This window comes from Gardnerella sp. Marseille-Q9691 (assembly GCF_046507715.1).
GTDB lineage: Bacteria > Actinomycetota > Actinomycetes > Actinomycetales > Bifidobacteriaceae > Bifidobacterium > Bifidobacterium greenwoodii.
In genome coordinates this window covers 529964-553621 of record NZ_JBKFXI010000001.1, presented here as the reverse complement: position 1 = coordinate 553621, position 23658 = coordinate 529964, and the positions used below count along the sequence as shown (strand labels likewise).

Sequence of the window (23658 nt, the reverse complement as noted above, 5' to 3'; positions counted from 1 at the left end):
GTTGTGGCTTATAAACCGAAGTTTTCGCTGGAAGTTTTTCCACCTAAGCGCACATCTCCTATCGGTACGATTTACGATACTTTGTATGGCTTGAAGGGTCTTGACCCGGATTTTATTTCGGTTACTTACGGCACTGGAAAGCTGCAGGATCGTACTGCTACTGCGCGTATTGCGAATACTATTCGCTCCGAATACGGTATTGACGCGGTTGCGCATTTAACAGCTCGCTACCTTGATTATGATGCTGTTGATGAAGCTTTGGAAATGTTTGATAATGCTGGCGTTTCCGGAGTCTTGGCTTTGCGTGGAGACGTGATTGCAGGCCAGGAAGCGGCAGGCGTTTTTGAGCACGCTAGTGACTTGGTTTCCTACATTCGTTCAAAGCGCCCAGATTTGCCGATTTTGGGCGCTTGCTACCCGGAGAAGCATCCGGAGGCGGAAAGTTTGCAGGCGGATATTGATAATCTGAAGCGCAAGGTTGATGCTGGTGTTACGCATTTAATTTCGCAACTTTTTTACGATAACGAGGATTTTTTGCGCTTCCGTGATTTAGCTCGTGCGGCTGGCATTAACGTGCCAATTGAGGCTGGAGTTATGCCTGTGGCGAACGCTTCGCAAGTTAAGCGCATGACGAGCTTGTGTGCTTCTCGTATTACTTCGCAAGTTTCCGCAATGATGAATCGTTGGGGGAGTAATGCTGATTGCTTGCGCGATGCTGGCAGTATTTTTGCATCCCAGCAGATTAACGATTTAATTGCAGAAGGCGTGGATGGTATTCACTTGTATACAATGAATCATCCGGGTATTGCGCGCAGGATTTGGTCGAATGTGAAGCCGCTTTTTACGAAGATTGGGTAGGTGGCGCGACGACCTGCCTGAGCGCTTAAAGCGTAGCGTGCGAAGGCAACTCGGAGCGGAAACTCGCTTAAGTTGGAAGTCCAGTGGACTTCCAACGCGAGTTTCGTAGCAAGCGCGTTACTCGCGCGAGCGTCCCTCGCTCAGTGCGAAAAATCTCAAATCTCTACCTCACTGATATCCGCATGACTGAGTGGTAGTGAGTATTGAAATTAACATAGAGTGTGCAATGTATACAAATGCGCAAAAATGTATAAATGTATAAAATAATCGCGTTTTATACTAAACATTTGTTTAGAATCGCCATTAGAAATGTAATCTAGCTTACATTCACTATATTAATTTTGACCGTAAAAACCTGCCAAAAACGTTGGAATAAAGCCTCGCGGGGGGGGGGGGTCTAGTAGGCTATACATCATAACAAATACGTTGCAAAAAATATGTATATTCGGTATTATTGAATATAAATCTCAACAAAAGAGATAGCGCTTTTGAGGGCTGAGCAGAAGTTTTACATGTATTTGACCGTAGTTCAATCAGCGTTTTGATTACTGCATCAAGCTCTTCGCTAATAAATTCACAAAGACTTGTTCAGAGAGAATTTGGTATTCAAGGAGATACACAATGACTAAGTCAAATTCTAGAAAGCACGCACGCAAGGTAACTTTGGATGCTGCAGTAAATAACGCAATTGAAAAGGCTGTTGACGCTCGTAAGGTGGCGGCGTTTACGGTTGGAGCCGCAGGCGTATTAGCCGGTGCGGCGTTCGCTTTTGGAGCAACTCCTGCGATGGCCGCGGATGCTACTTCTGCGGCTGAGCCTACTAAAGCTCCTGTGACTGCTGATGAGAGGGCTGGGGCTGGCAAGAAGGATGAAGCTGGCAAGAAGGATGATGGTAAGGCTGAAGCTAAGGAAACTGTAGATAAGGAAACTGCTAAGCAGGAGCAGACTGGCGATAAGGATCAGACTGATGCTAATAAAGAGGCTGGGGATACCAATAAGCAGGCTGAGAAGAAAGATGAGTCTGTCAAGAAGGAAGACGCTAATAAGCTTGAAGAAAATAAGCAGACTGAGCAGCCTGTAGCAAAGTCTGAAGATAAGAAGTCTAATGAAGAAAATCAGAAGCAGGAAACTAATACTACTGTTGGTCAAGATCGCGATGCCTCTACAGCATCAGAGCCGAAGCCACAAGCTAACAGCACAATCGAACTTTCTAAAGATAAAAAAGACACGCTCCCAAACATGTACGCATGGGGCAAGTCTAATAACGTTTATATTGAAGACGGTCAGAATAAATCCGTTACAATTAACTTTGCAAAGCCTGATGACGGCAGCACAATTACCAATGTAGCTATTTTCCCATCTGATGGTAATACCGTTGATAACAAGAAGTCTAGAGGATTCCTTGAGTATTATTCAGATCCAAACGCTAAAGATGAGCATAAACCATATTCCGGTATATATGACTTTAAGGTAAATCCAGATAGTACAGCCACGCTTACTATGAGTAAGCTGTACAGAGATGGCAATCTTAAGAGTGGAGAAAGCTACTCTGCAAACCGTTGCATTTATGTGTACGGTACAGATAAAAACGGTAAAACAGTAGTGCTGTACAAGACGAATATTGTGCGTGCAGCAACGCTTATTCCGCCTAAAAATGCTGGTTCTATTGTTTTAGAGTATGATCAGCCGCTTACTGATGAACAAATTCGTACAAGGCTTAAAGAAGCTCTTGACGCCCCTACCGAAGCAACTGGTAATAAATCAATTCGCGAGCAAATTAAAACTGCAAGTACATCTAATGGCGTGGGTGTGCGCAATGAAGCAGCCAAAACGTTTACCAATACGCCAGATGACCCTGATAAAAAGATTGTTATTACAGATAATCAGGCGTATCTACCTACTGAGCTTGCTAGAATCAACAAGGTAACGTCACAGCAGGGTCAGCCAACAACATATGTTACGGGAGTGAACAACCTCAAGACGTACCTTATTTCCGACTTAGGCTACAAGTCCGAGCCGCTCGCTCTTACAGTTGCGCGCTACGATACGCGTATCGACAAGCCAATTGTGGACGATGTGGATATCAATAAGCTCAAACCAGAGCAGAAGACAGAGATTATTAGGAAGCTTGCTCACCTTAATCATGTGCCACAAGACAAGGTTACATTCAACGAAAATGGCGAAGCTGTAATCAACTTCGACGGCGTTGATTCAAAGGACGCTCCTAAGATTGCTCTCAAAGACCTCGTCCTCAAGAATCTCAAAGCTGGCGAGTTTGCTGTTCCAAGCGACGACGCAGATTCGAAGGTAAAGCCAGTTATTATTTCCAATCCTTTGGGCTTCACAGCAGCAGAAGAAACTGCAATTAAGAAAGCTATTTACGACGCTAATAAAGAAAATCCTGCACTTGGTTTAAGCCCTACTGACTACGAAAAGCAGATTACGCTTGACTGGAATAGAGGCAACCTGCAAGCATCTGGTGGCGCTAACCAGGGTATTTCTAATGGTGATAGTGAAAACACTATTCATGTAACCATTAAAACCGACAAAGCGATTGCAAAGTTCGATTCGGACGTAAAGCATAACAAGCTCACGCGTTTGGTGAATTTGCGCACAGATTACACGCTTAGCTGGGATGCTAACAAGAACAAGATTGATGGTCGTAACACAGATGAAGGTCTTGCTTGGATGGAAGATGGCAAGACGCTTGTTTACCGTTATGATTCAGATAGCGGCACTGCGTTTAACACCGAAGACGTCTTAGGCCTGTTGAAGGCTACCATCAAAGACGACCTGAAGCAAAGCAATCCGCAGATGCGTGCTGAGCTTCTTGGCACTGAGTACAAAACTGTTGCGCACGAAGGTCAAAAAGGCAATACTACGCGCTCGCACACCGGGTATGCGGTCGATGCTCAAGGCAACCCTATTGGCGTGCTTAACTTAAGTAAACTTAATGGCAGTAGCTATGGCGGCTTTACGCAACCTGTTAGTAATTCCGATAAGAAAATGGGTAATGAGCAGGCAAGCGTAAGTGACTTTACGTTTGATGCCGAGAGCCAAAAAGTGCAGATTGCTGGTAAAAAAGACAAGTATATGCTCGGCCGCTTGTTTATTGAGCCATATTCGCAGTACCACTACAACAACATTTACGGCGAAGGCAAGTATAATCTGCGCAACAACCCTAAGGGCATCAATATAGTGTTTATGCCTCAAACGAAGCATAAGACTAAGGACCTTTCTAAGTCGATCGGCGAGCACAAGACCGAAACTGTTGAAGGCAAGGAAGTTTCAACGCAGCCAGCCTATTACAACGCGTCTAAGGATAAGAAAGATGCGTATGACGAGGCGTTGAAGGAAGCTAATGCTGCTCTTGAGGCTGCTGGTAATACAGAAGATTCCAAGCTGTCTGAAGCGCTTAAGGCGCGCATCGATAACGCTACGATTACGCTTAATAAGGCACGCGCCGAACTTGATGGCCCTGATACCAACAAGGACGGGCTTAAAACATCGATTGAAGCCGATGGTAAGGCACCTGAAGGCGCTAATCCTGCATCTGGTACGCAAGCAACGAATCAGTTTAAGAACGTGAGCGACCCTGACTTCAAGAAGGCCGACGGTTCTGATGATACTGAAAGGAACAATGCTGCTAGGGAAGCCAAGAAAGCCTACGACAAGGCTCTCGAAGACGCTAAGGCGTTAAAGGATGACGAAAACGCTACGCAAAAGGCTGTTGACGAAGCCAAGGCAAAGCTCGACGCTGCACGCGAAAAGCTTAACGAATTTACCACTAACAAGGATGAGTTAAGCGCCGCGATAGCTAAGGACGGCAAGGTAAACACGGGTAGGGATGCTCAAGGCACTCAAACGCTGGCAAAAGCCGACCCAACCTACCAAAACTCTACTACTGAGCAGCAAAAAGCATACGACGACGCTGTAGCACAGGCAGACAAGGTCTCCAAGGATTCAAACGCTTCGCAGAAGGAAGTAAACAAGGCTATTGAGGATCTTAAGAAAGCTAAAGCGGCTCTTGACGCTAACGCAACCGACAAGTCTCCTCTTGACGCTGCTGTGAAAAAGAGCTTCGATAATCCTGATTCAACCAAACCTGAGAAGCAAAGCGTGTTCTACAAGAACGCAAAGGCCATGGCTGATGCTAATGATAGAGGTGCATTGATTGCAATTAACAATTACGATCAGGCACTAGCAAAGGCTAAGCAAGTTCTTGCGGATAACAACGCTACCAAGAAAGACGTTGCGGACGCTAAAAAGGCGCTCGAAGATGCTGAAACAGCACTTCATGCCGATACGTATGCCACCGACAATAAGAGCCTTGGCGAAGCGCTTGCCGACAACTTCAGCGGTTATCTTATGCCTGCATACTTCAACGCGTTTGATAAGGCTCAAAAGGATGGCGCAAATTCTCAAGCTGCTAAGGACTTTAAGGCGTATAACGACGCGTACCACGCTGCAAAAGAATTGATGGAAAAGACCAAGCAGCAGCCGAGTACCGTAACGCAAGACGAGGTTGACAAGGTTAAAGACCAGCTTCTCAAAGCCCGTCGGATTATCGACACGTACGCAACCGATATGTCTAAACTTTCGGCGGCTGCATTTAATGACATTGCTATAAAGCTCAGCCCTGCGTACCAGAATTTGAAGGCGCTTGCTGAAAAACAAAACCCAAGTGAAGCCGAAAAAGACGAGGTAGAAGCTGCTAAGAAAGCTAAGGATGCGTATGACAAGGCAGCAGAAAAGCTGCACAAGGCGCTCACGAACCATCTTCCTAAGGATCAAAAAAACGGTCAGGATATTCCTGATACAAATATTCCTGCTAAGGGTGGCGACCTTAACGACAGCAAATATCTGGACAATATCCAGGCACACAAGAACGGTGAGCCGTTGGATAGGGATGTTACCAAAATCCTTCAGGAAATGAATGATGCGGCGAAGGCGCTGGATAAGTTTGCGACTAAGACCGATGAGCTGATTAAGTCGATTAACAAGGATTCGGATACGCATCCAAGCCCTGCCTTTAAGAACGCCTCTCAGCCAAGCTACAAAAACGATGATGGTTCTGACAATACCGACAAGAACAATGCTGCTAAGAAAGCTGCCAGTGATTATGGTAAAGCTCTTAATGAAGCAAAGGACTTGCTGAAAGATCCAAACGCTACGCAGAAGGACATCAACGACGCTAAGGATAAGCTTGACAAAGCACGCAAGGCACTTGACGCCTACAACACCGACGTCGCCAAGCTCGAAAAGAGCGTTGGCGAACATGGTAAAGACGCAGAGGGTACAAATCCTGCTGTTGAAGGTACTAAGGATTCCGACGCATACCGCAACGCCTCCGACCCTCACTTTGTGGATGAAAGCGGTAAGCCTGACGAAGAGAAGAACAAGCAAGCAAGAGAAGCTAAGACCGCCTACGACAAGGCGCTCGCTGAGGCCCAGGCCTTGCTTGAAAAGCATAACGACGCTAATACGCCGCAAGATGCAAAGCCAATGCAAGCCGAGATTGATGCTGCGTTAGCAAAGCTCGATGATGCTCGCAAGACGCTGGTTGGTGACGACTCTGCTCTAGATAAGCCAGGTTTCGGCACAAAGACTACTGATTTGGACGTGGAGATAGCTAAGTCTTCAGCTGCTGATGCAACCACTCCAACCCCTGGCACCGTTGAAGATACCACCGCATACAAGAACGCGTTAGCTAAGAAGGGCGAAAAAGGTGAAGAGAATCCTGATATAACAAGATATAAGGAAGCTCTTAAGAAAGCGCGCGAGCTTGCTAAAAAGCAAGAGTCTAATAAAGCCAGCGAGCGTCCGTTGCAAAAGGATGTTGACGAAGCATACCGTGCGCTTTTGGATGCCAAGAAGATTATTGCTGATGGCTACAAGACCGATGCAACAGCTCTTCAAGACGAAGCAGCGCTTGGTGCAGTTGACGGTAACTTTACCAAGAGCCCAGAGTACAAAAATGCTGATGCGAAGAAAGCCGATGACGACACTGACAATAATGAGCTTAAGGCATACAAGGCTGCTCTTACTGAAGTTACGACCATGCTCAACAACTTTGGTAAAGACGGCAAGCCGAGTGCGGGAGTAGACGACAAAGACCTACCAACGCAAGCTCAAGTTGACGCGGCGCTTAAGAAGCTCAGTGACGCTCGCAAGGCAGTGGAAGCAAAGTACAATACTAAGGCCGACAAGCTTGAGAACGAAGTAGGCGATAAGGACGCCCAGGGCCAGGATGTAACTCCTCCGTTTGAGGCGTCGGTCGCGTACAAGAACGCGCTTGAAAAGGCGAAGACTGAGGAATCTACAACAACGGATCCTAACTCCGCTACTGCAAAGCTCAAGGCCTACGCCGATAAGCTGAAGGAAGCGAATGACCTTATTGAAAAGGTCAAGAATCCTGATCCAAACGCAAAGCCAGAAAATCGTCCAACTCAGAAGCAGGTTGATGATGCTCTTGATGCCTTGAAGAAGGCCAAGAAGGACATCGACGACAACTTCAAGACCAAAGTTGAAAAGCTCCAAAATGAAGTTGATGATAAAAACGAGGATGGCAGCGCGCGCACTCCAGAGTTTGAAAAATCAACCGAGTTTGCCAACCTCAAGGCAAAGACTGTAGATGGCAAGAAGCCTGATGACCTTGTAGCGTATGAGCAGGCTTTGGCTAAGGCTAAGGAACTCATCGACAAGAACGATGGCAAGGTCAAGAATGCTGATGGTCAAGAAGTTGACGTTCCAAAGGATCAGCTCCCAACTCAGCAAGAAGTTGACGAGGCTCAGAAGGCTCTTAAGGAAATCAAAGACAAGATTCTTGCTAACTACAAGACCAGCCCTGTTGATCTTCAAAAAGAAGTTGACTTGTCTAAGGACGGTGACGACGACAAGCGCGATGGCTTGTTCGAGGATTCTCCAGCGTACAAGAACGCCGATGCTGTGAAGGGTGAGGACGGCAAGGATAATACCGATATGGCGGCCTACAAGAAGGCTCTTGCCGAGGCCAAGGCTCTGCTTGAGAAGTTCGATCGCGCAACTGGAAAGCCAAAGGATGGTGCAACTGACGTCCCAACGCAAGCCAAACTCGACGAAGTTCTAAAGGCCTTGCAAGACGCTAAGAAGAAGATTGAAGACGACTACAGCACGGTCAAGTATGATTTGCGCCAAGAGGCTGGTGATGACTTCACTAAGTCTCCTGAGTATCAGAATGCTCAAGCTAAGGGTGATGACGAGTCTAAGCAGGCTCTTGACGAGTACAAGAACGCGCTCGACGAAGCTAATTCTGTGCTTGCAGATCCTAACGCAACTCAGTCTGAGGTTGATGCGGCTTTGAAGCGTCTTCAGGATGCTAAGGCTAAGCTTAAGGCTGGAAATAGCACGGATAAGTCTAAGCTTCAGTCCGAGGCTGACGGCGACGCTGACTTCCGTAAGTCGCCGTACTTCATTATTGGCAATAAGGCTGATATTGAAGCGTATGAGGATGCTTTGGCTGAGGCTCGTCGCGTGCTTAACGATCCTAACGCAACTCAGGCTCAGGTTGATGCGGCTTTGAAGAAGCTTGAAGATGCTAAGAAGCGTATTCTTGACTTCTTGAGTCACTTCGGCGGCTCTGGCAATGGCACTGGAGATTGGAATGGCCACGGTTTTGTAAACGGCCATGAGTCTTATGGTGCTTTGGTAGATAAGTCTGCTTTGCAAATCGAAGTTAACAATGCTGTGGACGCTAATGCTAATACTGCTGAGGCTGTGGCTTACAGGCAGGCTTTGGCTGAGGCTAAGAGCGTGCTTAACGATCCTAATGCTACGCAGGCTCAGGTTGATGCGGCTTTGAGGAAGCTTCAGGCGGCTAAGGCTGCGTTGCTTAATAGTTTGAGTGGCGCATCTGGTCATAAGATTGCTAAGACTGGTGCTGCAACTGGCTTGTTTGCAGGATTTGCTGTAATCTTCGCTGGTCTTGGTGCTGCAGGCGTGGCTTCTCGCCGTCGCAAGCACTCTAAAGAGTAACTTATAGCGCGCTCCAAACGTGAGGTAATTTCCCCGCGTTTGGAGCGAAATTTATCTTCGAACGCTCCAAATGTGAGTTATGTTTCTCGCGTTTGGAGCGAAACTTATCTTCAAACCCTCCAAACGTGAGGTAGGTTACTCGCGCAACGGTATGAGCGCGAAAGCAGGTAGTTTCTCAGCCTTGTACATCACCACAGTGTAAAGTTGCGGTATGGAAAGCGCTAATAAAACAGATATTGCAACTGCTGAAACCAACTGCAACGAAAGCAGCACAACCTCTTGCGCACTCACTTCCAGAAGTCTTATTAGAGCCGGCTTTGCTCGCCCGGATTTTGCGCGCGAAGCTATTGTAAATATTTGCGAAAATTGCATGAACCATGCTGTTAGTCCGCAGCAATTTCTTGAATACGTGAGCCGCCCTGCAGACCCGGATGCTTCTTTAGTTGCGCTTCAAAATATTATTCAGGCGCAGCCGCAAACCATTGCTGATATTGCTTCAATGTCTACAATATCGTCTATGAATTGTCCGCTTGCTTCGCTTATGCAAGTGCTTGGTGCTTCTAGCGCTATGGGAATGTTTATGCGCACGCATCCGAATCTTATTATGGCTGCGGCAAGTGACCCGGATCATCTTTTTTCTATGACGCGTGATGAGCGTTGTGCTGATTTGCTTTGCGCAATTCAAGCTTACAAGGCTACGGTGGTTTCTTCCGAAAATAACGCTTCTAACACGATTTACTTGACTTCTCTTGGCTTTGCTCAAGCTGTTTCTGCTCTTCGTGCGCGCTACCGTGAGCATGTTGCTGCAATTATGGCGGCTGATTTAGCGAGCGCTGACCCTGTTGAAGTGCAGCCGGATATTAGCCGTAAGCTTTCCGATGCGGCGGATGCTGTTTTGGAGGCTGCTTTAGCGGTTGCTCGCGGTCAGGTTACTGGTTCTTCCGCTTGCAGGTTTGCGATTATTGCTATGGGTAAGCTTGGTGCGCAAGAAATTAACTATGTTTCCGATATTGATTTGATTTATGTTGTTGAGCCTGCGGATTCTGGAAATAAGCAGAATCAGGATGCTGCTTTGCGCGTTGGTGCGTCTATTGCAATGGTTTTGCAAAAAGTGTGTCAGTCAACGGTTGTTGGTTCTTTGGAGCCGCCTCTTTGGCAGATTGATACTGCGCTTCGCCCGGAAGGTAAGGATGGGCCTCTTGTTCGAAGCCTTGAATCTCACCGCGAATACTATGAGAAGTGGGCGAGTAGCTGGGAGTTTCAGGCGCTTTTGAAGTCGCGTCCTGCTGCGGGGGATGCGGATCTTGGAAAAGCTTATCGTGCTATGGTTGAGCCGCTTATTTGGAAGGCTTCTGGCCGTGAGCATTTTGTGGCGGACTGTCAGCATATGCGTCAGCGAGTGGAGTCGCTTATTCCGGCTTCGCAGCGCGATTTAGACATGAAGCTTGGCCGCGGTGGTTTGCGTGACGTTGAGTTTACTGTGCAAATGCTGCAGCTTGTGCATGGAAGTGAGGATGAGTCGCTTCGAGTAAGGGATACTATTTCTGCTTTGCAGGCGTTGGCTCAAGGCGGCTATGTTTCTAGGTCTCAGGCGGCGCTTTTGGCGGAACACTACCGTTTTGAGCGTGTTCTTGAGCATCGTCAGCAAATGTGGAACATGCATCGCACGCATTTGTTCCCTGATTTGGGTGCGCAGGGAAACGGCGGTTTGGATCGTGCGCGCACAATTTCTACTGAGCAGCTTAATAATAATGATCAGATTCGTCGTCTTGCGCGTGCTGTGCGGCTGCGCCCGGAAGAGTTGGTTGAGCGTTTTGATAAAGCTCGTCGCGAGATTCGCAATTTGCATAAGGATATTTACTACCGTCCTATGCTTCCAATTAATGCTCAAACGGATGCGGATCCTATTGTGCTTTCGCCGGAGGCTGCTCGCGCGCGTTTTGCTTCTATTGGTTTTGCGGATGCTGCCGCCGCGCAGTTGCATGTCGAAGCGCTTACGGAGGGGCTTTCTAGGGCTGCTAAAATTCACAGGATTCTTCTTCCAGCTGTGTTGAAGTGGCTTGGTGACGGCCAGAATCCGGATATGGGTTTGCTTGCGTGGCGGCGTCTTGCGGAGCGTTTTGGCGGTAAGAATACGTATCTTGGTTTTTTGCGTGATTCTCCTTCCGCGGCTCAGCGTCTTTGTCACGTTTTGGCTGATTCGCGCTACTTGGGCGACGCTATGATGCAGTCGATGCAGTCTATTACTTGGCTTGGTGACGATGAGGCGCTATCTGCGCGAGATAGAGCAAGTCTCGATATGCAAACTAGCGCAATGGTTGCTCGTTATGCTAGTAATATTGCGGATTTTGCGCAGTCTTTGCGCGCGCTTCGCCGGCAGGAAATTGAGCGAGTTGCTTTAGCTTGGATGTGTGGTCTTATTGACGACGATACTTCTATGCGCGCTATGAGTGACGTTTTTGACGCTGTTTTAGACGCGGCTTTGTGCTGGTCTATGCGCGAGGCTGTTTTGCGAATGAATTTTAGTAACCCTCAAGCCGAAATTGCGATTATTGCGCTCGGCCGCTACGGCGGTAGGGAAGTAAACTTCTGCTCGGACGCGGACATTATGGTAGTTTATAAGCCGGTTGGTGAAGATTGCGATTTGGATGCAGCTCACCGTTTTGCTCAAACAACTGTAGATATTTTGCGCAATATTTTGCAAGGGTCTCTTACTCTTGAGCCAAAAATTATGGTTGATTTGGATCTGCGTCCGGAAGGGAAAGACGGCCCTCTTGTGCGCTCGCTGGAGTCTTGTGAAAAGTATTATCGTCAATGGGCTAGTACTTGGGAGCATCAAGCTTTGCTTCGAGCGCGTTTTGCTGCAGGTTCTAAAGAGTTGGCGGATACGCTACTTGATGGCGTTGTGAACGATTTGCGTTATGCTGCAAATCCTCTTAGTGAATCGCAACTTGCTGAAATTCGTAAGCTTAAAGCGCGTATGGAAGCAGAGCGTTTGCCTAGGGGAGTGAGTCGAGATAGGCATTTGAAGCTTGGCCGCGGCGGTTTAAGTGATGTTGAGTGGACTGTTCAGCTTTTGCAATTGCAATACGCTGGCACTTACGAGTCTTTGCGAGTGGTTGGTACGATGCAAGCTTTGAAAGCGTTGCAATCTGAGCATTTGATTGAGGATGAGGATGCTCAAATTTTGGAGCGCTGCTGGCATATGTGTTCCGCTGTTCGCAATGCGAACTTTTTGTGGTCTGGTTCAATGTCTCGCGCGGATGTGATTCCAACTGACTCGTATTCTTTGGGCGGAATCGCAACTTATCTTGGCTACGAGCCTAACCAGGGTCGCGTTTTTGAAAACGATCTTCTAGCAACTATGCGTCAGTGCCGCGAAATCATGTCTCGTCTTTTCTACGCTCGCTAGGCGTTATTGCGTAATTGCGTCATCTTAGTACGATTTGCGTTTATTGTTGCATTCTCTGCTTTAGGTTATAATTACAGGATGGGAGGTGATTTTTAATGAAAAATGCAGTAATAAGTAATGATGTAAAAGAAAGAGCTAATTCTTCAGTTTTTTATGCTGATGTTTCTGCACCTATAAAACAAGCAGTCAGTGGTGAAAATTTAGAAGAAAATGACGAATTATTATCTACTGATTTTGCTGCAAAACTTATGCATAGTTATAAGCAGTCAGTTTCTGGTTTAGCACGCCCATATGCGGATGTTTTTGCTGAGTTAGAAAAGGGCTTGTAATGAGTTCTTTTAATATTCTTGTTACTCAAGATGCAGAAAATGATTTAAAAAATATAAGAGACTATATTGCATCTAATATCTCTAAGAAAACTTCCGTAAGAATTATTCATCTTATTAAATCTAGTATTGAAAGACTGTCTCTTTTTCCTCAGTTCGCACCTGCAGTCAAGTATGAACCCTGGAATTCACTTGGCGTGCGTCGTATAGTTGTAAAGAATTTTCTTGTTTATTACAGAGTTGTTTTAGAAGAAAATACAGTTTATATTTTGAAGGTTACTTATGGTAAACGTAATCAACAAACTGTATTGGAACAAATAGATTTATTGGATTAAATACTTATTAAATGTTTCATAATAAGTTATAGTTCTTCGCCACTCCGCATATAGATTCGTCAACGCTAATCAGTAAAATCATGTAGGTCGCGTGTGATTGCGGCCGTCTTGCCAACTGACGAAAGGTAAGCGATATTTATGACGAACGCAATGAACGCTTCTAGTTCTTCTAATTCATCTAGTTCTTCTAATTCTTTGCATCAGACTTTTTCTCGCAGCACAATTGCAAATTCTCTAACAGGCAAAAGTGTTGTTACATTAGATGATATTTCAACTGCGCAAATACGAATGCTTTTAGACAAAGCGCGATACATTGATTCGCACCGTAAAGAAGTGGCTCACACTTGCGATGGCAGAGTGTTGGCCACTCTTTTTTATGAGCCGAGCACGCGCACTCGCTTAAGCTTCGAAACAGCAATGCTGCGTCTGGGCGGAAAAGTAATCGGTTTTGCAGGCGCGCAACTTTCTAGCGCAAGCAAGGGTGAAACTGTAAACGATACTTTGAAAGTCGTGTCGAATTATGTTGATGTTGTTGCAATGCGTCACCCAAAGGAGGGTGCTGCTTTTGTTGCAACGCAAGCTGTGAGCACGCCTATTATTAACGCTGGCGACGGCGGTCACATGCATCCTACGCAAACTCTTGCAGACTTGGCTACTATTCTTGCGCGATTCGGTAGACTTAATAATCTCACTGTCGGCTTGTGCGGCGACTTAACGTATGGTCGCACAGTTCACTCGCTTATTGAAACTTTGTGCCGCTTTGGAAACGTTCATTTTGTGCTGATTAGCCCGGATGAGCTTAAAACTCCGCAGTACGTAATCGACCGCATTAACGACACTCCTTCTTGCACTTACGAAGAAACTCGCGACTTGATGGAAGTTATTGGCAACTTGGATGTGCTTTACATGACTCGCGTGCAAGAAGAGCGTTTTACGGATCGTGAGCAATATTTGCGACTTCGCGACACGTATATTTTGACGGAAGAAAAGTTGCAGAAAGCAAAGTCGCATATGCCTGTGCTGCATCCGCTTCCGCGAATTAATGAGATTGCTGTTGATGTTGACGACGATCCGCGCGCAGCATACTTTGAGCAGGTTAAAAACGGTATGCTTATGCGCATGGCTTTGGAAAGTTCTGTTCTTGGCGACGAGCTTTGCGGCTACGAGCCAACTGATTTTGTGAACGTTCCAGAAGACGAGCTGCAATCGGTTGACGCGCACGGAATTTCCTTGGCGGATCCTCGCGTGCATGTAACAGACGTGAATGCGCCTGAAAATCTTACTTGCCCGAATCCGCGCTGCATAACAAACAGTGAACTAACTCTTAAACGCAAGTTCTACAAGGCTGATTCCGTAAGACACGAGTATCGTTGCATGTATTGTGACGAAGAGGCAGAAAGTAAGTAAAATTTTAAGCAAAACTTACGCAAAACTTACGCAATAAATTTACGCAATAAATTTACGCAAAACGGGAGTGATATGAACGAAGCTGGCACCTTAACTTTGCGCAATATCTCCGTGTGGGATACTGGCGAGCGAATTGATCTTATTGTTGATGGCGTTCGTCAGGATGCGCTTATAGAAGGCAATGCGCGTATTTCTGGCGATATTGATGCAAGCGACTTGGTTGTTGCTCCTGGTTTTGCCGATCCGCACGTGCATTTTAGGGATCCGGGTCAAACTGAAAAAGAAACCATGATGACCGGTGCAGATTCTGCGGCGGCAGGCGGCTATACGCAAGTTTTGATTATGCCGAATACGATTCCTGCTCTTGACGGCGAACCTTGGGAAGATGCTCCATTTGATGTAGAAAACGTAGTTGACTATTTGCAGCGTTACGGCTGCATTTACGGCGTAAAATTGCCGGTTCGCTACGATTTAAGCGTATGTGCATCATTGGGGCGCGAGGGCTTAAAACCAAGCAATATTGAGCTTTGGAAAAAGTATGTTGCAGGAATTGCGGACGCCGAAAAAACTTCTCCTATGAAAAAGCATCCAATTACCGCCATAAGCGACGACGGTGCTGCAGTTCCTGAGCCGATTTTGCGAGATGTTTTAGCTATGGCGAAGAAAACTGGTTTGCCTTTTGTTGAGCATTGCGAGCATCATACTACGGGAGCAGTAAACGATGGGCCGGTTGCAAAAATGCTTGGCGTTGGCGGAATCCCAGCTTCAACTGAGCTTGCAATCGTTCAGCGAGATATTGACGCTGCTAAAGAAACTGGGGTGCACGTGCATTTTCAGCATGTGAGCACGGCGGCAGCTTTTGAAGCGATTCGTAAAGCGAAAAAAGCGGGCTTGCCAATTACTTGCGAAACGGCTCCTCACTACTTGGCTTTGTGTGACGAGGACGTGCTGAAGTACGGTTCGATGGCAAAAATGAATCCGCCGCTTCGTTCTAAAGCGGATCGTCAGGCGACGCTTGCCGCTATTGCAGACGGCACAATTGACATGATTGCAACAGATCACGCGCCTCACACTGCGGAAGAAAAATCTGGCGATTTTGCAAAAACTCCTAACGGAATTATTGGGCTTGAGTGCGCGTACGGCGTGTGCCGCAAAGTTTTGGTTGATGCAGGATACACGGATGACAAGCATTTAATCGAATTAATGGCAGTAAATCCAATGCAATTGATGAGCAGAAGACCTACGGATATTGCGGCTTTGCTTAACGTTTCTTCGCGCTGCGCAAACAAGCGTACGTTGCGCTTAAATGTTACTGAGCATCCTGAAAACGTTGATTTAGTGCTGATTAATATGCGAGAAAAGTGGGTGGTTGACGCAAATTCCTTCCATTCAAAAGCTCGAAACACTCCTTTTGACGGCTGGCAGCTTACAGGCAGGCCGGTTGCGACGATTATTGGTTCGGAAATTGCTTTCTCAAGACTGTGATTGATTAAATATAAATTTGGAATGGTAGTAAATTATGGACGAACTTATTGAGGCGATTGCAGCCAAGCAAAATCCTAGCGTCGTGGGCTTGGACCCTAAACCGGGTATTGTGCCTAAAGAAGTTATTAGCGCTCTTGCAGACGAAGTTTTACAAGAAGTAGAAGGCGAAGAAGCGCTGCCAACGCTTTTAGCTACGGCTTATTTTGAGTTTAATCGTGCGATTATTGACGCGATTGCGGATTTTGTTCCGGCTGTAAAGCCGCAAATCGCAATGTATGAAGCACTAGGTTCTGCCGGAATGGACACGTACGCAATGACTTGCGAATACGCAAAATCGCAAGGATTAGTTGTAATAGGAGACGCTAAACGCGGAGATATTGGATCTACTGCAGGCCAGTACGCGGCTCATTTAAGCGGTTTTGCTAATCTTTCAGCATATTTTGAAGACGACGCAACTAATAGTAACGCGCTGCCGCAATCTCTTAAAAATCTTCTAAAAAACTACAAAAATCTGGACGTTTGGCACGAAGATTCGCTTACAGTAAACCCTTATATGGGCTCGGACGGCGTGAAGCCTTTTATTGATGAAGCAGTTTCGCATAATAAAAGCATTTTTGTGCTGCTTCGCACTTCGAATCCTTCTAGCAAAGAGCTTCAGGAGCTTATTTTGCAAGACGGAAAGCCAGTGTATGAGCATATGGCGGATTTGATTGAAAACTGGGGTACTTCAAGCATTGGTAAGCACGGTTATTCCAAGGTTGGCGCTGTTGTGGGAGCTACGCATCCGCAGGAGGGCAAGCGTTTGCGTGAACTTATGCCGCACACTTTCTTCCTAGTTCCTGGCTACGGTGCTCAAGGTGGCACGGCTCAAGATGTTGCTGGAATGTTTGATCAAAATGGTGATGGAGCTATTGTAAATTCTTCTCGCGGTATTATTGGCGCGTGGCGAAAGTCTGAAGATTACGCTAAAAATCAAGGAAATATGTCTCTCGATAATATTCTTGATATTGTGTGCGAATCTGCAGCTGTTGCTGCTAAAAATATGCGAGACGACTTGCGTAATGCAGTATACCGTTAGAATGTATAACTAAAATAAATATAACTAAAAATATAATTAAAACTTAAAAAATAAAAAATAGAAAAATAACCAAGACGCAACGGTACAAAACACATACAAGGGTAGGGGAAACCACATGAGTGATGGCATGTTTATTCCAACGCGAAAAGCCTATGGAAACGCCATAGTTACGTTACGTGAAGACGCTTTTGACTCTTCCGGCTCAACTTGTGAGGATGAAAGTAAAAGCGCAAAATATTCGCGTCTTTGGGGGCGCAGGTCTGTAGAAGTGCTTAATAACGAGCAGCTTGACGAAGGCGTGTACCGTTTGACTTTGCGAGATGCGGAGATTGCGAAAAAAGCTACTCCTGCGCAGTTTGTGAACTTGTATTCCCCTGACCCAACTGCTATGCTTCCGCGTCCTTTTGGAGTTGCAAGCGTTGAGGGAGATACTTTTACGCTTATTTTTGCGGTTGTTGGTAAGGGTACTGAAGTTTTTTCGCATCTTCGCTCTGGAGATAAAGTTGATGCATTAGGTCCTTTGGGATTGGGCTTTAATATTGATTATCCTGCGCATTACGTGCTAGTTAGTGGCGGATTGGGTGTGCCGCCTTTAATGTTTGCGGCTCAGGCTTTGGGTGCGCGCAAGGATTCTAGCGTAACGGCAGTTCTTGGCTACCGTAGTAAGCGTTTTGCAGACGACTTAATGAAGGAATATATTTCAGACGTGCACAGTATTACGAATGCTGAAGGAACTGTTATTACGCTTCTTGACGAGCTTGAAAAAGTTAAGCATTTTGATTTCGACGACGATTTGCCAACTGTTATTTTGTCTTGCGGACCATTGCCAATGATGAAAGCTGTGGCTCACTGGGCGCATGAGCGAGATGTGCAATGCCAGCTGAGTCTTGAGGCGCGTATGGGATGCGGTTATGGAACTTGCGTTGCTTGCGTGGTTGACACTTTGGAAGGCAGGCTGAAAGTTTGCAACGACGGTCCTGTTTTTGATGCGAATCGTTTGGGTTGGGAGTAAAATCATGAGTTCTGTAAATAATGCTGTAAGTAGCGTAAATGCCGAAAATAATTCTGTAAATAACGCAAATAACGCAACAAATTCCGCAACAAATTCCGCTGAAACTTTAGGTTTTGACACTAGTCACGTGTGGAAGCATCCAACTCAAGTTGCGGGCGTTAAGTGGAAGAACATGGTTGGAACCGCTTCCGGAACTTTCCAGCTTGCGGCATGCAGGCGCTTTTACGACGTGAGTCAACTTGGCGCAGTCTGCACTAAAGGTGTTTCTCCAGTTCCTTGGGAAGGAAATCCTTCTCCGCGCACTGCAGAATCTCCTTCTGGAATGGTAAACGCAGTCGGCTTGCAAAATCCGGGAGTTGACCACTATCTAGTAGACGAGCTGCCAAAATTAAAGTCTATGGGAGCGCTTGTTATTACTAATGTTGCTGGTCACAGTGACGACGATTATGCGCAAGTTGTTGAAAAGCTCGCTGATTCTGCGGCCGACATGCTTGAAATTAACGTTAGTTGCCCGAACGTGACTCACGGCGGAATGAGCGTTGGTACGGATCCGGTGGCATTGCATCGTTTAATTACGCGTCTTCGCGCAATGACAGATAAGCCAATGATTGTAAAAATGACGCCAAATGTGACGGATATTGTCTCGATTTGCAAAGCTGCGGTTGACGCTGGTGCTGACGCTTTAAGCATGATCAATACGCTGGTTGGTTTGCGAATTGATATTCGAACAGGCGAGCCGATTATTGCAAACCGCACGGGCGGCGTTTCTGGCCCGGCTATTTTCCCTATTGGACTTGGATTCGTGTGGCGAGTTCGCCAAGCTATGCCAGATATTCCAATTATTGGCATTGGTGGCATTGATTCTGGCGAAAAAGCTTTGGAATACTTGTATGCTGGAGCGAATGCTGTAGAAGTTGGTGCTGCCGCTTTGGTGGACCCTACTGCTCCGATTCGCATTGCTCGCGAGCTTGATGATTTGCTTGATTCTCGCCCAAAGCTTGCGTCTTTGCTTGCTGAAGGCAAAACTTGGCGCTGAAATTAAGAAAGTAAGCGTATTTAGAAAGTATTTAGAAAGTATTTAAAAATATTTTAAGAAAGAGAGCTAATTATGGCAGAATTAGACGAGCGTTTTACTAAGTTTTTGCTCGATTCAGGCGCGCTTAAATTCGGTGACTTTACGCTGAAATCTGGTCGCAAATCGCCTTATTTTATTAACGCGGGCGCTTTTGACGACGGCATGAAAATCGCTAGCTTGGGCGCATACTACGCTCAGCGTGTTGTTGCAGCGATTGAAGACGGCAAACTTCCGCACGATATTGATACTGTTTTTGGCCCTGCTTATAAGGGCATTCCGCTTGCAGTTTCTACAGCAATGGCTTTGACGAATAATCACAATATGCCAGTCGGATTTACTTTCGACCGCAAAGAGCGCAAAGATCATGGCGACGGCGGAATAATGGTTGGAAAACCACTCAAAGATGGTATGAAAGTGCTGCTTGTTGACGACGTTATGACAGCTGGAACTGCAGTTCGCGAAACTTTGCCAAAGCTTAAAGCGGAAGCAAATGTGGAAGTTGTTGGCTTGATTTTGGCAGTAGACAGAATGGAGCGCACAAAAGACAGCGAGCTTTCCGCAGTAAAAGCAGTAGAGCAAGAATTTGGATTCCCAGTTTTGCCAATTGCAAACGTGCGCGAAATTTTCGCAGCAGCCGAGCGTATTAAAGGCGAGGACGGAAAGCCTGTAATGAGTGAGGAATTAGCTTCGCGCGCTGCTAAATATCTTCTTCAATATGGCGCTTAATAAATATCTAAAAATCTTAGAGTTTTCCGCAAAATGTTGTAAAACGTGTCGTGTAGAACAACATTTTGCGGAAGATTATTGCAAATGTTTTAGTTTTTCTTTAAAATAAAGGTCACAATTCCAGCAATTGTAGAACCAAATACAACTAATATAGCAATCGCTAATACATTCGTATTCTTGTTTGAAGAGGCTGATTTTGCGATAGAGTTATTATTTTTTAGTGCGCCCTTCTTTTTATTTACGCTTTTACTTGAATCATCATCTTTAGAATTGTTTTCTTTAGAATCATTGCTTTGCAAATCTTTGGAATCAGCCTTATTGCTGCTCGAGTTGCTGCTTGGCTCGGTATGCTTCTTATTTGTTGCAGTTTTATTGGTGATTTCTGCTTTGTAAGAAGTATCTTGATTTTCTTGTTGCGATTGAGCTGATTCTGCAGTCTTAGTTTCTGCAGTCTTAGTTTCTGCAGTCTTAGTTTCTGCAGTCTTAGCTTCTGCAATTTTAGATGGTTCTGCAGAATATGCTTTTGCAGCAGCACTAGCTTGATAATAACGGCTATCATTATAGTCATTTTGATTGAACGCAGCTAATAGTCTATATAACTTGAGCAAACTGTAATCAGAATCAGAATCTGAATTAGAATCCGAATTAGAGTCAGAATCCGAATTAGAATCCAAATCAGAGTCTAAAGATTCATCTGCACTAGGCTCAACAACGTTTGAATTTTCCGTTTGAGTGCTTTGAGTTTTAACAGTTGTTTTAACAGTCAAATTAAAATCTTTAGTTAAATCAAGATCTTTTAAATCTGTGCTAAAAGCAGAGTCGCCATTATTCCAATCTTTAACTACTTCATCTTTTAATCCGAGCAGTGCAGCTAACCTTGTATTTGCTGCGTTTGTATCTAGATTATGGAAGTCAACTATTTTGTTGTCTGCATCTTGGCAATTAACAATTGCATCAACAAAATTATTCTTTCCATTTGTATTAACCAAGCAACTAATACTAGCATCACCGTGCTTTATTGCGGCCATAAAGTATCCACGTAAGAATCTTCTAGGAGCCTTATTATCGCTTGATTTTGCGTTATTTTTTATTAATTCTTCTGCACTATTTGAGAATCCACCTTTTTTAATACGAAGATTTCCACCTTGTGCGCTTGCTTCTTTCCAAATGTCAGTAAGTGCCGAAAGATTTGTTTGCTTAAGGTCAACTCCAGATGGAATAGTAATATCATCGATTTTGCTGCCGCCAAACATGTTCTTAACGCCTTGGTTTAATGAACCAGTTTGAATATTAAGAGCTTGCGTTAAATCCCACTTAGAAATATCTAGCGAAGTTACAGAAGAGTTTGCAAACATATCGTTCATATCTGTTGCGCTAGAAGTGTTCCATTTTTCGATTCCTGGTATTTGCGTTAAATTAGGAGTATTTGAAAATGCTTTTCCCATATTCCAAATGTTTTTTGTATCCCAATTTTCTAAGCCAGTTATCTTTTTAACGCCACTGTTTTCAAAAAGACCAACAATATTTCCAACATAAGAAGTTTTCCATTTTCCAAGATTAGCTTCTTTAAGCGCAGTTGTTCCAGTAAACATTCTGCCAATGTCGTTAGTATTGCTAATATCCCAGTTTTCAAGCGCTTTAATGTCTTCTAGCTTGTTGGCGTTCATAAACATTCTTCCCATTGAAGAAAGATTGTTGTTTGTAAACACTTCTAGGCCTTCGGTAGTTGTTAATCCACTTTCTTCAAACATTCCAGTTGCTTCATCGCAGTAGGTATTGTCCCAAGTAATTCCCTTAACGTTTGAAAGGTTATGTGCTTGGTAGAACATGTTGTTCATATGATGAACATTGCGCGTTTTAAAGTTTCTAATGCCGTCTGCAGATTCGATTGCGCTACCTTCGAACATACTAGTCATGTCGGTAACGTTGTTAGTGTTCCACTTTTCGTCTAATCCGTGAACTGTGTGCAAATTTTTTGTGTTTCTAAACATTAGTTGCATGTTTTCAACATTGCTAACGTCCCAATTAGATATTGGATTTATGCTGTTTATTCCGCTATCTTCAAACAGGCTGCTCATATCTGTTACGCGGCTTGTATCCCAGTCTTTAGTTCCATTAATGTTTTTTAACTTAGGTGTTGAAGAAAACATTCCAGACATATCTTCTACATTAGAAGTGTCAAATAAATCCAAATTGTTTATTGTTTCTAGATTTGCAAAGTTTGAAAACAGATTGCTAGCACAGTTGCCGAGTTGGATTTTTCCAGCATTTTCAGTTTGATCGCCTGATTGAACAATATTTATGACTTTGACTTTAGATGTATCAAGATTTACGCCATCTGGATTATTTTTATTAGACGAAATAATCTTTTCAATTGAGTTAGATGCAAAATCTGTTCCGTTAATTTTTGATATTTCAAGAGTATTAGTGGATTCGTCAAACTTCCACTTTAGCCCAGTAGGAGTTGGGTCAAAGAATCCCTGATATTTTGCTTCATGCCAAGTGTTTAGTGTGTTTTCTTTGTTTTCTTTATTTTCTGGATTAGTCGCAACAGATTCCTTTTGCTGCGTTGATCCTGTGTTTAATTCTTCACTAGCAATAGCTTGATGAACTGGTATTAATGAGCAAATCATTGCTGCGCATGCGCAAGATGCGAATATATGTTTCTTCATGGTTTTCCTTCTGGGTTAAATCATGTGTATGTTCGTTTTTGTTCGAACGTGTTCATTATATAGACGCATGTAAACAAAAAAGGAAGTTATGTTAGTTTATGTTCTTTTTTTGTAAAAATAATTATAAATTAATGTTTTGTAATGATGCTTTTATATGTGATTGAAAAATATCAAAAGATTGTAATAATCTCTATAACATGGAAGGCAATGATAATCGATATCAAGATACTAGCGATTTGGATTCTTTTAACAATCCTGCTCAGTATGAGCAAGAAAATATTTTTGGATCTTCTAATGATGATTCAAACAACTCCTTGTTAAGCGATAAAAAGGTTATTGCTGTTATTGTTTGTGTATCTCTTATATCAATCGGAGTTGTTGCTGGATTATGGTTTGTATTATTTGCTAATAACTCTAAGCCTAATCTAAAAGCAAGCGAGCCTTCTAAAATTTGCATTCAATTGCGCAAAAAAGTAATCGATGCTAAAGAAGAGCTTAAAAAAATTGTATCAAGTCAAGATGTTAAAGATGCTTCTAATATAAAAGCTGCTGATTTTGATGAAGATTTTGATGCCACTAAAGACGCTGCAGATGATTTTGAATCTTCTCTAAGCTACGCTAATGATGACTTAAATGATGATATTCCAGTATGCCCACTTGGCGCGGATTCTTACGATTCTACAACAGTTGAAAATAAGCTTTCAGACAAATTGGATGCTTTGCGTAAAGATGCTAATTCTGTTAAAACGCATGCAAAGAATTTACTAAAAACTAGCAGAACTGCTTTTGGTGATCAATTATTAAATCTTGTTAAAAAAGCTAGAGAACTTGTAGAAAAAGCGAAAAATTTGCCTATTTTAGCTGCTGCTTCTAAAAGTCTAGAAAATGCTATTAATGATGCTGGCAATGCTCTTGCTAAAAGCAGCAATAATTATCAAGAGTTAAAGCAAGCTTATCAAAAAATAAAAGCTGTTATAAGCCAGTACGAAGATAGAATTAAAAAAGTGAGCGATAGATTTTTAAGTAGAGATGGCAATGGGTATCCTTTTGATGCTCCACATCCTAAGGATGATCAAGGTGGCTATATTCCAATGGGTCGTAGTCAAAACTCAGAGTCTTCGGAACAAAACGATCAGAGTAACGAATAATTGCGTTAAATGCGGTTGTTATTTTAGTTGTTATTTTAATTAGTTGACGCTTTGTGGCATAATAAGCAAGGTTTATTTCTTAAGCTGCTAAAATTGCAGCTTTATTAGCGA

Annotated in this window: 13 protein-coding genes; 12 read left to right on the top strand and 1 reads right to left on the bottom strand. The window is 44.3% G+C overall.

The genetic code is table 11. The features are described 5' to 3' along the window. Positions 1–3: 3 nt before the first annotated feature. The 11 genes from metF (at position 4) to pyrE (ending at position 19727) form a co-directional block, all read left to right on the top strand. Positions 4–858, top strand: coding sequence for a methylenetetrahydrofolate reductase [NAD(P)H] (gene metF, locus ACLD6A_RS02225; protein ID WP_410313459.1), 855 nt, complete (start codon positions 4–6; stop codon positions 856–858). A 621-nt stretch (positions 859–1479) separates the two neighbouring features. Next, positions 1480–8871 carry a peptidase gene (locus tag ACLD6A_RS02220; RefSeq protein ID WP_410313458.1) on the top strand — a complete coding sequence of 2464 codons (7392 nt, stop codon included), beginning with the start codon at positions 1480–1482 and terminating at the stop codon, positions 8869–8871. Between the two features lie 211 nt (positions 8872–9082). After that, on the top strand, positions 9083–12283 hold the full coding sequence (locus ACLD6A_RS02215) for a bifunctional [glutamine synthetase] adenylyltransferase/[glutamine synthetase]-adenylyl-L-tyrosine phosphorylase (RefSeq protein WP_410313457.1): 3201 nt from the start codon (positions 9083–9085) through the stop codon (positions 12281–12283). A 95-nt stretch (positions 12284–12378) separates the two neighbouring features. Next, positions 12379–12612, top strand: coding sequence for a hypothetical protein (locus ACLD6A_RS02210; RefSeq protein WP_410313456.1), 234 nt, complete (start codon positions 12379–12381; stop codon positions 12610–12612). Further along, the gene (locus ACLD6A_RS02205) at positions 12612–12944 is read left to right on the top strand and encodes a type II toxin-antitoxin system RelE/ParE family toxin (RefSeq protein WP_410313455.1); all 333 of its coding nucleotides are present in this window, start codon (positions 12612–12614) and stop codon (positions 12942–12944) included. The genes ACLD6A_RS02210 and ACLD6A_RS02205 overlap by 1 nt, the downstream gene beginning before the upstream one ends. Positions 12945–13082: 138 nt before the next feature. Further along, positions 13083–14351, top strand: a complete 1269-nt coding sequence (gene pyrB, locus ACLD6A_RS02200) for an aspartate carbamoyltransferase (RefSeq protein WP_410313454.1) — start codon at positions 13083–13085, stop codon at positions 14349–14351. Positions 14352–14423: 72 nt separating this feature from the next. After that, the gene (locus tag ACLD6A_RS02195; protein WP_410313453.1) at positions 14424–15836 is read left to right on the top strand and encodes a dihydroorotase; all 1413 of its coding nucleotides are present in this window, start codon (positions 14424–14426) and stop codon (positions 15834–15836) included. A gap of 34 nt (positions 15837–15870) precedes the next feature. Beyond that, positions 15871–16914: an orotidine-5'-phosphate decarboxylase gene (gene pyrF / locus ACLD6A_RS02190; protein ID WP_410313452.1), complete on the top strand. Its 1044-nt coding sequence runs from the start codon at positions 15871–15873 to the stop codon at positions 16912–16914. Between the two features lie 115 nt (positions 16915–17029). After that, positions 17030–17926 carry a dihydroorotate dehydrogenase electron transfer subunit gene (locus ACLD6A_RS02185; RefSeq protein WP_410313451.1) on the top strand — a complete coding sequence of 299 codons (897 nt, stop codon included), beginning with the start codon at positions 17030–17032 and terminating at the stop codon, positions 17924–17926. A 4-nt stretch (positions 17927–17930) separates the two neighbouring features. After that, a complete protein-coding gene (locus ACLD6A_RS02180; protein WP_410313450.1) occupies positions 17931–18962 on the top strand; it encodes a dihydroorotate dehydrogenase in 1032 nt (343 codons plus the stop codon). 72 nt (positions 18963–19034) lie between these two features. Next, positions 19035–19727, top strand: coding sequence for an orotate phosphoribosyltransferase (gene pyrE, locus ACLD6A_RS02175; protein ID WP_410313449.1), 693 nt, complete (start codon positions 19035–19037; stop codon positions 19725–19727). Positions 19728–19816: 89 nt separating this feature from the next. On the opposite strand, the gene ACLD6A_RS02170 is transcribed toward pyrE, so the two are convergent. Then, a complete protein-coding gene (locus ACLD6A_RS02170) occupies positions 19817–22399 on the bottom strand; it encodes a BspA family leucine-rich repeat surface protein (protein ID WP_410313448.1) in 2583 nt (860 codons plus the stop codon). Positions 22400–22596: 197 nt separating this feature from the next. Between ACLD6A_RS02170 and ACLD6A_RS02165 the strand changes: the two genes are divergently transcribed. Then, positions 22597–23547 (top strand): hypothetical protein, encoded by a 951-nt coding sequence (locus tag ACLD6A_RS02165; RefSeq protein WP_410313447.1) that lies wholly within the window; start codon positions 22597–22599, stop codon positions 23545–23547. Positions 23548–23658 lie beyond the last annotated feature (111 nt).